12 protein-coding genes and 4 pseudogenes are annotated in these 13409 nt (G+C 29.5%); 9 read left to right on the top strand and 7 right to left on the bottom strand.

The genetic code is table 11. The features are described 5' to 3' along the window. The first annotated feature begins 238 nt into the window (after positions 1-238). From M1D73_RS29680 to M1D73_RS29705, 6 genes are all read left to right on the top strand, one after another. Positions 239-883 carry a YIP1 family protein gene (locus tag M1D73_RS29680; protein ID WP_481158075.1) on the top strand — a complete coding sequence of 215 codons (645 nt, stop codon included), beginning with the start codon at positions 239-241 and terminating at the stop codon, positions 881-883. Positions 884-918: 35 nt separating this feature from the next. After that, positions 919-1113, top strand: coding sequence for a circular bacteriocin, circularin A/uberolysin family (locus M1D73_RS29685; protein ID WP_065211885.1), 195 nt, complete (start codon positions 919-921; stop codon positions 1111-1113). Positions 1114-1205: 92 nt separating this feature from the next. Next, positions 1206-1727, top strand: coding sequence for a stage II sporulation protein M (locus M1D73_RS29690; protein ID WP_065211886.1), 522 nt, complete (start codon positions 1206-1208; stop codon positions 1725-1727). A 23-nt stretch (positions 1728-1750) separates the two neighbouring features. Continuing rightward, positions 1751-3502 carry a hypothetical protein gene (locus tag M1D73_RS29695; protein ID WP_481158076.1) on the top strand — a complete coding sequence of 584 codons (1752 nt, stop codon included), beginning with the start codon at positions 1751-1753 and terminating at the stop codon, positions 3500-3502. 41 nt (positions 3503-3543) lie between these two features. After that, positions 3544-4257: an ABC transporter ATP-binding protein gene (locus tag M1D73_RS29700; protein ID WP_065211888.1), complete on the top strand. Its 714-nt coding sequence runs from the start codon at positions 3544-3546 to the stop codon at positions 4255-4257. A 569-nt stretch (positions 4258-4826) separates the two neighbouring features. Beyond that, positions 4827-5156, top strand: coding sequence for a PadR family transcriptional regulator (locus tag M1D73_RS29705; protein ID WP_065211889.1), 330 nt, complete (start codon positions 4827-4829; stop codon positions 5154-5156). 188 nt (positions 5157-5344) lie between these two features. Here the strand turns inward: M1D73_RS29705 and M1D73_RS29710 are convergent, their stop codons facing one another. After that, on the bottom strand, positions 5345-5980 hold the full coding sequence (locus M1D73_RS29710; protein ID WP_227596073.1) for a recombinase family protein: 636 nt from the start codon (positions 5978-5980) through the stop codon (positions 5345-5347). A 163-nt stretch (positions 5981-6143) separates the two neighbouring features. Here M1D73_RS29710 and thsB point away from each other — a divergent pair. Both thsB and M1D73_RS29720 read left to right on the top strand, forming a co-directional pair. After that, positions 6144-6581 (top strand): annotated as a pseudogene (gene thsB, locus M1D73_RS29715) (Thoeris anti-phage system ThsA activator ThsB); the annotation flags it as partial. Positions 6582-6946: 365 nt separating this feature from the next. Beyond that, positions 6947-8302, top strand: a pseudogene (locus tag M1D73_RS29720) (IS3 family transposase). Between the two features lie 70 nt (positions 8303-8372). Here the strand turns inward: M1D73_RS29720 and M1D73_RS29725 are convergent. The 3 genes from M1D73_RS29725 to M1D73_RS29735 form a co-directional block, all read right to left on the bottom strand. Next, complete coding sequence (locus tag M1D73_RS29725; RefSeq protein WP_481158077.1) at positions 8373-8813, bottom strand: hypothetical protein; 441 nt, start codon at positions 8811-8813, stop codon at positions 8373-8375. 202 nt (positions 8814-9015) lie between these two features. Continuing rightward, entirely contained in the window at positions 9016-10230 is a 1215-nt protein-coding gene (locus M1D73_RS29730; RefSeq protein ID WP_481158078.1) for an MFS transporter, read from the bottom strand. Continuing rightward, positions 10220-11389 carry an ATP-grasp domain-containing protein gene (locus M1D73_RS29735; protein ID WP_481158095.1) on the bottom strand — a complete coding sequence of 390 codons (1170 nt, stop codon included), beginning with the start codon at positions 11387-11389 and terminating at the stop codon, positions 10220-10222. Before M1D73_RS29735 ends, M1D73_RS29730 begins: the two co-directional genes overlap by 11 nt. Between M1D73_RS29735 and M1D73_RS29740 the strand changes: the two are divergent. Beyond that, positions 11343-11798: pseudogene (locus M1D73_RS29740) on the top strand (RNA-guided endonuclease TnpB family protein); the annotation flags it as partial. The gene M1D73_RS29735 and the pseudogene M1D73_RS29740 overlap by 47 nt on opposite strands. 111 nt (positions 11799-11909) lie before the next feature. Here M1D73_RS29740 and M1D73_RS29745 read toward each other — a convergent pair. The 3 genes and pseudogenes from M1D73_RS29745 to M1D73_RS29755 all read right to left on the bottom strand — a co-directional run bounded on the left by M1D73_RS29745 (position 11910) and on the right by M1D73_RS29755 (position 13259). After that, positions 11910-12101: an aspartyl-phosphate phosphatase Spo0E family protein gene (locus tag M1D73_RS29745; RefSeq protein WP_322374206.1), complete on the bottom strand. Its 192-nt coding sequence runs from the start codon at positions 12099-12101 to the stop codon at positions 11910-11912. A gap of 208 nt (positions 12102-12309) precedes the next feature. Then, positions 12310-12390, bottom strand: a pseudogene (locus M1D73_RS29750) (LSm family protein); the annotation flags it as partial. Between the two features lie 11 nt (positions 12391-12401). After that, on the bottom strand, positions 12402-13259 hold the full coding sequence (locus M1D73_RS29755) for a hypothetical protein (protein WP_481158079.1): 858 nt from the start codon (positions 13257-13259) through the stop codon (positions 12402-12404). Between the last annotated feature and the right edge of the window lie 150 nt (positions 13260-13409).

Genomic DNA, 13409 nt, shown 5'->3' on the forward strand with positions numbered 1-13409 from the left:
TTAATATTTAGACTTTTTTAATACATATAGCAATATATCTAGATTAATGATATATTGTTTTTGCGAGCAAGATATTACTAAATTTAGAAAAGGTTACTAATAAATGTTATAAAATAACATTTAATTTTGGTAAACACACTTCAAAAAAGTAATAACATTACAATTTTATAATAAAATGTGTAAATCATCAATAGCGTAATATCTTATTATAAAATTAGTAGGAATTAAAGGTGAAAGAATGTTAAAAAATAAAAATATCCTTTTCAATGTATTATTTAAACCGGTAGATTATTTTGATAAATTCAAACAAAAAAGGTCAACGTTTTTAAACATTATAACTTTACTAGTTCTAAATTCTATTATCATATATATGTTTTCAGGAACTATATTTGATAGTGTCTTAACAGATAAGGTTGATACTTCTCTCCCTATAGAAACTTATGAAAAATTCAAACCAATATTCTCAATATTAATTTTATTTATGAATAACATCCAATTAATATTTACTTTGCTATTATCAAGCATAATTCTAGTAGTGCTTGCAAAGGTGTTTAAAGTTAAAGTTAAAATGGCAGATGGGTTTGCAATATTGGTTGTAGCATACTTACCTATAATGATTAGTAATGCGATTAACTATTATGCTTTAAGTAAGTTCGGGATAGAATCACCTATTACGAGTATGGGGATTTTACTTGAGAAAACAGGATTTCCAATTTTAATGCACCTTGGTTCACAAGTAGAAATATTTAATATATGGTCTTGTTTTTTAATAGGATTAGGGGTACTAACTTGTGCGGATTCTAATTCAAAAAATGTAAGAAACCTTATTATAGCTTATTGGATTTTACAAACAGCGTTAAATGTAGTATTCAAATCGATGTAACTTAATAACTTTTCATTTAAAGGAGGTGAAATAATATGTTCTTAGAGTTAATTTCTAAATTAAACTTATCATCTAATATTGCAGAGAAGATTGTTGCTGTTTTAGATGCAGGCTCTGATGTTGCTACTGTTGTGGCAATGTTTACAACATTTGGTGTTGGAGCTTTAGCTATTCAAACTGGTAAACAAATCTTGAAAAAACAAGGTAAAAAAGCAGCTGTTAAATTCTAATAGCAATTATTTATTAATTAAATTAATACTATTAAAAAGTAAAGTAGGCGGTTTTGACCCGCCTACTTTACTTTTATAATTGAGGAGAACACATGAGTTTAAATAGATCACAAAAAATAGTAATATTTACAATAATATTTTCAATACTATCTATTGGTTTCCTTACTGGGTATAAATTAATAACTTTATTCGATTTAAATGCTACTGATTACAATGGTGCAGATTATTATAAAAATAATGAAGGATTTTCAGGTGTTATATCAATTTTTATGAATAATATTAAGATTGATATATTAGTTATTTCAGGGATATTTTTATTATGTTTGCCAACCATACTACTATTATTTATGAATGGATTTTGGATAGGGGCTACCATTAAAGCAAGCTTATCTTCAGGACTATCAATAAAATATATAATTTTGAGTATTCTCCCACATGGCATATTAGAGATACCAATATTAATTTTAGCTGCTTATATTGGGATGCAAGGAATATACTTTTATCAAAGTAAAAATAAGGATTATAAAAAGATAGTTAGGATAATAATATTAACCATAGTGTTAGGCTTTATAGCTTCTATGATAGAAGTGTATATAACACCTATATTTTTATAATAAATAAAAGTGAGGTTTATCAATTGAAAGGATACATGCTTAAATGGTTGAAATGGAAAATAAAGATAAGATGGAGGAATACATGGAATTATTTTTCATTCCTAAATTTAAAATTAAATGGGCAAATATTCTTTTTACTTAGTATATTAAAAGATTTAACTACAATGATGGTTAATCTTGGAATTTTTTATTTCTTATTTTATTATTTCTTAAATAATCCAGTGAATACTAATAGTGATTTAAATTTTATAAACTTGACTATTAAATTAATTTCAAGTTTATTTGGATCACAATTTTCTATTTTAATCTTAATTATTATTATAACAGTTCTATATGCTATTCAAATTGGAATAGTTTCATCGAAAAGGTTTAATTATTCCAAGGATAAAGAATGGATGGTATCACATTTAAATTTAACACAAAAAGAAACAATAATTTTATTATTTACTGAAGAAATGATATGGAGATTAAGAGATTTATCTATCATAATAATCCCTATATTAATAGCTTTCATACTTAATACAACGACTAATGCATTGTTCATATTGGGTTTGATACTATCAATAACATTTTTATATATTAGTTTAATTATTATAGTGGCCACAATACATAATTACTATTTAAAGCAGCAGTCAGGAAAACAGAATTTTTATCTAAGGTTAATAACTTCAGTAATATTTAAAACATCTTTATTTGTATTAGGCATTATAATAGCAAATATTTTAACACCATGGATTAATAATTTTCCTCAGTTATCATTAGAGAAGAAAACAGGTAGGCTTGAATTATGGGTAAAAGAAGGGTTTACTACGATTCAAGAACCAATGAAGCCAATGTTCTACAATATAATAAATATGATACAAGAGAACTATTATTTTGTCCCACTTTTTAGTTTTGTATTGTTTGTAATTGCTATTGTTATTGTTATACTCATATACAAGCGAGATATACATTATACTACACATGCAGAGAGTACATATTTAAGTAGCGTTGAGCGGCTATATACTTCAATGTTCACCAATAAAAAATTAAAAACATTAATTAAAGTTTTTTTTAGGAGTAAATATACTCATAATGTGTTTCCGATTTTATTTGGAAGTATGATGTTTTGGCTTGAGTTAGGCATATTTTCGGGGATACTTAGAAATTTAAAGAACTATGAATCAGAAATCTCAATATTTATAATTTCGTTTTGTCTATACTTTTTGACCTTCCATTTTATAAATCCTATACTGGATAAGCTCGTTGGGATTTTATCTTTAGAAAGCGATGGGAAACTAATTGTTACTTATTTTTTAGCGGGTAAAACACTTTGGGATGTAATGAAACAAAAACTAATGTTAATCTTTATTTTATTAATTCCAATATATGTTTTTTATCAAATAGTATTCTTTTTTGTAAGTCATATCCCAATACATTTAACTATATTCATAATTTTTACAAATATGATCATTTCGATATTGTATGTAATTATTTTACAAGTTCCGAGCGTAGTGAGTCCGCACTTTAATTATTTAAATATTGAAGACATTGATGATTATCCTGAGAAAATGCAAATTAAAGGGTTGATAGTAAGCGGAGTAAGTGTATTGTTTAATCCAATATTAATGATTCCAAGTGCTTTCTTCATGGTAAATAAATTTACGTATAATCAATATATTTTGTATCAATATATAATAGTAAACACAATAATAATCACTATAATTATTATTATCTTACTATTAATAAAGAAAAGGTTACAAAAGATAAGCTCGACTGAAAACTTAGATGTATAAATTGTATATTTTATATAAAAAATAAAAGGATGAAGACAATTATGCCTTTAACAACCTTAAAATTAGAGTCTTTAAACAAAAAAATAAATGCTGACCATATCATAAAGAACATCAATCTAGAATTACATTCGGGCAACCTTATAACCCTGTTAGGACATAATGGTGCCGGGAAAACAACATTATTTAAGCTTATTACAAAATTATTAGCACCGACTTCAGGGACAGTGCGTATATTACAAGATAATAATCAAATAACTAATGACAGAAATATGATTGGTTATATTGAGGCTGAGCCTTTCTTTTATGAAGAACTAACCGGTGTAGAACATATAGAATTTATAACCGAGCTATTTAATATTCCTAATAATACAGATGAAATAAAAAGGTTATCAACAATCCTGAATCTCGATGAATATGATTTAAATAAGAAAGTAAATGAGTATTCATTGGGAATGAAAAAAAAATTAGCACTAATAAGTACATTAATTAGAAAACCTAAAATATTATTACTTGATGAATATATATCTGGATTAGATCCTGTAACTTTAAAGAGGACAAAAGAAATACTAACTGATTTGAAAAAAAACACATTAATTATTCTATCCACACATCAATTAGAAGTAGTTCAAACGTTCTGTGATAAAATAGTTCTAATGAATGAAGGGACGATAGAGGAAAAAGTAACAGATATAAATAAGATAATAGAAGAATTCGATACTTTAGAGAATTATTTCATGTTTCATTTTGATAAATAAAATGAGGCATAAAATAATTACATATTTTAAAATAGAAAGGGATATTTATATTTTATAAATATCCCTTTCTAAAGATTCCAGAAATAATTTTTTCTTTTCAATGCGTTTAATTTTTTTGAATGTTAAAACTGATATTATGCAAAATAAAACATAATAAACATCATTATAGGTATTATCAATTATTTTTTTCATTATTTTCCTCTCAGCAATAAAAATTTTATTGAATATATTATACCATACCAAACTAAATAAGTTTGGTTCTGACGTATGAAAAAGAACATCCACGGTATTAGAGATATAATGAAATCATATTTCATAAACTTATTTATCAAGAGAGAACCCTGTTTTTTTACCCTTTATTCGCTTCAACTGCAAATTTTGATGACCAAGAAAACATATAATAATCACCTACTGCTACTAAAATACTCCCCTTCGTAAATGGTTTTTCTCTCAATTTTTTAAAGTGTAACTTAGTTTAATAAAACTTACAATGTGAATTTTATTTATTGTTTTTTGATTAAATAACATCAAGAAACTTGTATAACAACCTATAGAAAGGAAATGAACTGATGCATAGTCAAATGTTAAAAGGAGTTTTGGAAGGTTGTATTTTATATATTATCTCACAAGAGGAAGTATACGGTTATGAATTGAACACAAAATTGAATCAATACGGTTTTACGTATGTCAGTGAGGGGAGTATTTACCCACTATTATTACGTATGCAAAAAGAAAAGTTAATTGAAGGAACCTTAGTAACTTCAAATCAAGGACCTAAACGTAAGTATTATCATTTAACTAAGAAAGGATTTAAGCAATTAGAAGTATTTAAGGAAGCTTGGGGTATAGTATCAACATCTGTAAATCAATTACTAAGGAACGAAGAAAAAAGAAGATAACATTTCTTTTTTTGAATTATACTATGTAAGTTTAAAGTAGCTAAGCTAAAGAAAAAATACACTTTGTGGAGAAATTACATAATAATATAGAAAAAATGTTCCTCCTTTTGTAATTGTTATAGGAGGAACAGCGGAAGGTTTTTGGTTGCTCAGTTTTTAATTAAAAGATTTAACTTCCATTCGATAAATTATTGTTTAATTGCTTCATACTCTTTGATTATTTTATAAAAAGTATTTTTTTTAAGCTCTAATAGTTTCATAAATTGAACTCCAGTTATCTCTCTATTTTTCCACTTAGGATAAGTTTCTTCTATTATATATAGTTTCTTCTGATTTAATGCTGAAAGGTTAAGTTGGGGACGTCCTAGGTGTTTTCCTTGAGATTTAGCTACAGCAATACCTTCCGCTTGTCGCTGACGAATCTTTTTACGTTCTTGATCCGCAACATAGGACAGCAAAGATAAAAATTGATCTTCCATTAAACGGCCCATGTCCCCCATTTCACGAAATTTACGACTGTCAAACAGAGTTTCGTTTTCTAAAACAATAATATCTGCTTGTAATTCTCTTGTTATATATTTCCACTCCGAAATTACTTCATCATAGTTACGCCCCATACGATCTAAAGCATCTATATACACAATATCACCTTGACTCAATATTTTTCTTAATAATTGATATTGAGGGCGATTAAAATTTCGTCCACTTGCTTTATCAACAAAAATACGTCGAGCTTCTACTCCTCGTTCCATCATCTTATGTAACTGACGTTGTTCATTTTGTTCTTTTGTACTTACACGTATATATCCATAAATATTTGCCACGTTTCATATTCTCCTTACAGTTGTTACCATAATTATACCATTTTCGTTTATAAAGATGTTAGTTAAAAATAAACGTTTATAAAATAATTCGGATTACCTTTGTAAACTTGATGTTCCAACGTTTCCTAGATAGGGTTCCCGCGTTTGTAAAGGTATACCTTTACAAACGCGGGATATAGCACTTAAAAGATTAATAAATGGCGGGCTAAACAATACCTCAGTTACATGTGTTTTAATTGGATCTCAGACTTTTAATAGAAGATGGGTGAGATATGAAATTATGAAAAGTATAGAAAAAGGGAATAAGATAATAGGAATTCATATTAATGGCTTTAAAGATAAAAAAGGAAATATTAAAAGTAAAGGGCCTAATCCTTTCGATTATTTAGGGTATCAATATAGTGAAGACAGCAAACGGTTACATCTGTATGAGTGTACAGGGTAAAAATGGGTGGGATGTAAAGATTTATAACCGTATAGGGTGAATCAAATTGCTCCAGAATCACTTAGAGGAAAATTCTATAGTTTTTCATCGGTTTATCATGTGTATGATTCGGTTGCTGATGATGGATATAACAAATTTTTCTCTTGGATGAAATAATTAAGTTTTGGCTAAAAATATAAATGAAATTATCATTGGGATTAGATACAAAATTAATTAAATAAGAAAAGTACCTATAAAAGTAGGTGCTTTTTTCTTTGTTATATAGAAATTACACATTAATTTATATTTAGGTTATTTTAAAAAGAAAAAGTGATGAAGGGATTGATGGGGTATGTGTAGCAATGGAACAAAATTACGCAACAAGCATTAGCGGACATTATATGTGTTTGTAAAAAATATTTTTCAAACTATTAATTTGATTTCCTTTTTGTAAAAGATAAACAAATAAAAAAGAATGCTAGTTAACTGAACTGCACCCCAATTGTTAGACACAGTCTAACAATTGGAGGTGCAGTTTTTCTATGGCTAAATTTACAGCTGATGAAAAAATACAAATCGTTCTACGTTATTTGAACGGAAATGAAAGTTATCGAGAAATGGGTAGATTGCTCGGTATAAGTGACACAATCATTTTGAATTGGGTAAACCAATATAAACAGAATGGTCTGGAAGCTTTTCTAAAACGATGTACAAATTACACACAACAATTTAAACTAGACGTACTAAACTTTATGATTGAAAACGGTATGTCCTTATTTGAGACGGCAGCTATCTTTAATATTCCTGCCCCTTCAACGATTTCGGTTTGGAAAAAACAGCTCGAAACACAAGAAATTGATGCCCTTCAATCTAAGAAAAAGGGGCGTCCATCCATGAAAAAAGATTCAAATAAACAATTAAAACAACCTCTAGCTGAAGGGTCAGTCGAAGCACTTGAAGCACGCATTAAACAGCTTGAGATGGAAAATGAGTACTTAAAAAAGTTAAATGCCTTAGTTCAAAACAAGGAAAAATCACAAAACAAGACAAAGCGCAAGTAGTCTATGAATTAAGGCATAAATATTCGGTGAAGGCACTCGTGGAGCTAGCTACTATTCCTCGAAGCACGTATTATGATTTAGTAAAGAAAATGAATCGTCCAGATGTAGATGCCGATTTGAAAGCTGAGATTAAAGCGATTTATGAGGAAAATGAAGGTCGTTATGGTTACCGTCGCACTCGTGATGAATTAACGAATCGTGGCCAGAAAGTGAACCACAAGAAGGTACAGCGCATTATGAAAGTGCTTGGGTTAAAGTGTGTTGTGCGTATGAAGAAATATAAATCCTATAAAGGAAAAGTCGGTAGAATTGCACCTAATATTTTAGAGCGTAATTTTCATACAGATGCACCGAATCAAAAGTGGGTAACAGACATCACAGAGTTTAAATTATTTGGAGAAAAACTGTATGTATCACCTGTATTAGATTTGTATAATGGTGAAATTATTACCTATACAATTGGTTCTAGACCGACGTATTCGCTTGTTTCAGACATGTTAGAGAAAGCATTGGAACGTTTACCTGAAACCCACCAGCTACTGATGCATTCGGATCAAGGATGGTATTATCAAATGAGACAGTACGTCCGGACACTTGAATCAAGAGCTATCGTCCAGAGTATGTCCTCGAAAAGGCAACTGTTACGACAACGCAGTAATAGAAAATTTCTTTGGGATTATGAAGTCGGAGTTCCTCTACATAAAAGAATTTGAAAATGTAGAGCACTTTAAAATAGAATTAGAAAAATATATAGATTATTATAATACGAAACGGATTAAGGCAAAATTAAAAATGAGCCCGGTACAATACCGGACTCACTTTTATCAAGCTGCCTAATGAAATAACCGTGTCTAACTTTTTGGGGTCACTTCATAACTAGCATTCTTTTTTATTTAATATTAGTTTATTAACCATAATAAACTGTTCCGTGTTTAATTTTAACAAGTTGACCTGATTCACTAACAAATTTAAATTTATAAGCTTGGCTTCTTGGTAAATGTCTCCAAGGAACTAATGCCCATCCAGTACCTTGACTCGTTCCACTTTTACCCATATAAGATCCACCTAAAGTATATGCATATATAGGAACTGATTTAGGTCTGTTTTCTCTTTCAAACTCTATATCTTGTGGATTATAAAAAACTTGTCCTCCATAAATCCATACAAAATTAGAAAAACTTGTAGCACCAAAATCAGCTCTAGAAGTGGCTCTAGCTACCAAACTATTACTGTATGCTGGAGGATTTAAATCCGCATTAGAATAAGGATGGATTAGGTTATCATTTTCATCAAAATATTGAATTTGTTGTACTTGTTGAACTGCCTCACTTCTCAATTCTGTTTTCATTTATTTCTGCATATGCAGAAATAAATGAAAACGAAAATAAAGAAATTATTGATACTACCACAACACTCAACACTTTTTTTAACATATTAAAACCCATTAGTGAGAATATTGTTGGCTACGAAAAGCAATGAATAAACGTGAATTCCCTATTTCAAACAATTCGTAAAGAAATTAAGTAGGGGGTATTCCACTTTCTAATTACTTACATCTGATTATATACATTAATTTTACTCTGTTGATTGAGTGTTATATATTTTATTTCATAAAAATATATAATTAACATACTAACTGATACTGTAAATCCTATTACGCCTAAAATAATTCCTGTATACTTAGTATCTAACCATTGAAGTAACAATGCTAAAATTAAAGGTGAAGCTGCTTTTGTAAATTCAAAAGCTAAAGTAGATCTACTCGTCCAATATACAGTTTCCTGTTTTGTTTGTATAAATTCAAACAAAACAGTTCTTTGAAGAATACGGGATCGGTTGAAAACAAAGCCAAGTCCAAAAGCAGCTGCTATAGATAAGTGCCATGAATCTATTAATCCGATAGATATATCAAAAACAGCAATCAATATAAAAATATATTTAGGAATGAACTTTTCAAATTTACCTATTAAAACAGCAAGTAATGCACCTATTCCAGCTGCAGAACTAACAAACCCATACTGCATAGGATCCCAATGATGTACATTATGAAAAAGAACAGGAACTAAAAAATTAAATGTAGAAAGTTGTACAGCTAATATTGCAATTCCAATAATAGTGACCCAAAGTATCTTTGAGCTATTATAATTCCGTTGTTTATCATTATGAACCGTAGTAGATTCTTTAGTTTTCTCTTGATTACTGCTTTTCAAGAATGGTAAAACAAGTGGCAATATTACACCTATCCCTAATGAAAGAGCAAGACCATATAAAACATAATTAAACCCACCTAAACTCATTAAAAATCCTGCTAAAGCATTTCCTCCAAAAGAACCAATTTGGATCGATGTTTGTAGCGCATTTGAAGCCTTATTGGAAGAAAACCTCCCAGATAAAACCATTTGAGACATATAAGTTTCTAGACTTTGAATCGATAAAAACAATATAATTGAAAATAATCCAGCAAAAACATATAGGCTTAAAACATTTAAATATTTAGCATTTAATAAACTCACAATGATTATTAAAATCCCCATACAGCGAACTCCAGCAAAAATTAGTAAAGGGTTCTTAGTCATTTGCTCTCTAATTTTCGTTGAAAATTTTTGCATAAAAAATGGTAATAAACTCATCAGAGCTAATACAATTCCGAGGTGGACAGCAGACCCACCTTTATCCAGAATCGTCCAAGTGAGAGTTACAGTGAGCATCCCTTCGCTAAACATTGTACCTGCCAATAAGAATACGAATAAAGCCTCAATTAGCAATATGTTCTCCTTCTTTCAAAGGGTTTAGCAATACTTTTAAATCTAGCTCTTTTTCTAAACTATTAGCTATATCAATAGTTTTGTATCTATCTTCTACTGAATTATACCTACCTCGTACAGAGAGTAATCCTACAATATCAAAACCTTTTGGAGCACGATTTACAATTTCATTTTCCTGAGCAAGTGGATAATATGCACGGAAATTAGCCGAATTAGCAGCATTACCTGAGCTATTACTTTGAACAAGCCCTTCACGATAAACAAATTTGATACATGTTGATGCCTTAGGAAAACTAGCTCTTTTTAAGAAAAATTTATATTCATCTGAATTACTATCAACTATTTTTAAAGCATGTGCAGCCACTAAATCAATACCATGTACATCTCGAATATTCCTATATACATGTCCTGCACTAATTCTTATGCTAAATTCAACAACTTTATAATTATTATATTTATCCTTTCTTAACTCTACGTTAAAAAGACTATTTTTAATGTGAAGTGCACTACAAATATTTTTAGCGATTGTCACTAACTCATTTTCTTCATTCCCGCAATAAGGAAGTGAATATTCATCTTCTTCAAAATATGGTCCTAGCATATCTTTTTTATGATGAATGCCACCTAAATAAAAATTCCCCTCTACAACAATACCATCTAGTGTTACTTCTTCACCAGACATAAATTCTTCGATTAATGCTAAGTTTAAGAAGGTATCGTTATAATAAAACCCTTTTTTACTATAGGCTAGTTGATATAATTTTTCGAATTCTTCTTCTAATTGCTCATCAGAGTTTACAAGACTTACATTCATACTGGAAGCGGCTCTAGTCGGTTTTAGTATTACTGGATACCCAATTTTATGAGCTGCCTCTTTTGCTTCCTCCAATTCACTAACCTTTATGGAAATAGGAGATGGAATATTATTTATTTTCAAAAATTCTCTTTGATTTGCTTTATCTCTTGATGTTAGCGCTGCTTCAACTGGAACATCTAGATAACCAAATAAACTATTTAATTGGGCTACTAAAGTAATATCTGTTTCATGCCATGTAATAAATTTATCAATTCCATTTTCCAGAGCTGCTATTCTAATTTCTTCAATATAGTGAAAAGGATCTTCTCGCTGGAATAAACAACGAGTAAAGGTAGCTAGAATTCATGAATACATAGCAAATGCTAGAAAAGATTACTTAGACAAAATCTCAACTGAAATTATCAAAAACCACGATGTTATCGGTATAGAGGATTTGCAAGTAACGAATATGTTAAAGAATCATGAGTTAGCAAAAGCAATTAGTGAGGTATCATGGTCACAGTTTCGAGCCATGTTAGAATACAAAGCAAAATGGTATGGCAAACAAGTCATTGTCGTATCGAAAACATTTCCTTCCAGCCAATTATGCTCTTGTTGTGGGTATCAAAATAAAGACGTTAAAAATCTAAACCTACGTAAATGTGTTTGCCCTTCATGTCAAACACATCATGATAGGGATATTAACGCAAGTATCAATCTAAAGCATGAAGCGATAAGACTTCTAACCGCAAGGACTGCGGAGATAGCCTAATCAATTAGAGTTCGATAGAACTCTTTACTTAGGAATCCCTCACTTCTAAACGAAGTGAAAGTGAGGGTAGTTCAATTCTATATCTGTCTCTTATCTTTCCGTTATAAATCCTTATAAAAAGGATTCTTTTTTTATCTTAATTTTTTGGTCTAACCGATATTTCCTCATTGCTTCATAGATTAAAAGGTCTAATTTTTGACTAACACTAATTACTTTTTGATGTCTAAAACCATATGTTTTGACAAGATATCCTAATTCTTTTTTTTGATTTTCTATCCTCTTATGTAGTAATTTCATATCCACTTTTTCTTTTAAACTCCTTTATACATAGAATCATGAAAAAATTTATTCAAAAAAATACAAACAAAAAACAAGACTGAAACCAGCCTTGTCCTAAAGGAAAAAATAACTCTTATATCTAAGAGTACATTATGTATAAAAATTTTTGAAGTGGATACGTCAAGAAAAGGATAAAAAATATATATTTGTAAGATTTTGAAAGTTATTTATTCTATAAAGAAACCGTCGAAATCGCTTGTTTATAAAGGAACTGTTGCTTTCCATTGCTTAGAATTAGTACCGAAAACTTCTCTTGTGTATACATCATTTTGATGATTGCAACTCCTCTCCTTTTTTGGAACGGTTCATAGCTTCTAAGAATACATATTCTTTTACTGTTAGTTCAACTGTTGGGCAATATTCAACCTTTGATAATTCGTGAAATAAAGAAAGGTTTTTGTGTAGTCTTTGAATCATTTCATCTAAGGTGATGTCTCCTACACCATATTCGATAACAGGATTTAAAAATACGTCTATATCTATTAAACTTGGTTCAATTAGGGAAACAATCTCTTGTATCTTTGGCAAAACAATTGTTTCATAACGTTGTTTGAATAATTCTAAGTCTTCTGGTGCGGCTTCATTCTCACATAGCTTTTTGAAAGAAATTACATGAATGTCATTTCGTAATGAATCAATACGCTCTTCATAAAACGCTTTGTCAAATCCTTCTTTGTCAGCAACATCATAATGAAGTTCTGTTTGTGATCTACGCTTCTTCTTATAAGAATCCATGAGGACTTTTTCTTTTGCATTAAACATCATGATAAAAACAGTACGCTCTAAATTCATGACTTGGTTTGCTACGCTTAATGTTTCATCTAACACTTTTGCGCGTTCTTCTTCACTTAATTTTTTCATAGAGGATGGAACAAGTTTTTTAACATTCTCAAACGACTCGGAATTAATAATGTGTTGAAGAGAAAATTGAGCAACCTCTGGTAAACAAGGATCAGTTGTTTTGTCTAAGAGTAACAAATCTTTAATCGTTCGCACTGTATTTTTGATCTCTTTTTGAGCTTGTCGAACTTTTTCTATGCTTCTTTCTATGTATTCTGGTTGTTTAAGACGATTGAAAATGTATTCTCTTCTTTCTTCAAAATGTTGCTGTAAAAGTGACATAGTTGTTCCCTCCTCTATTTTCTGAATTGATTTAAAATTCCTCTTTTATTGTATCATTAAAGTTTATGAATTTGGGATGGTAGCAAGGTTTATTTGCAAGACAAGGTTTGAAATTGCATATCAGACAATCAGTGATACATATTCTTTACC

This window comes from Bacillus sp. PK3-067 (assembly GCF_056738645.1).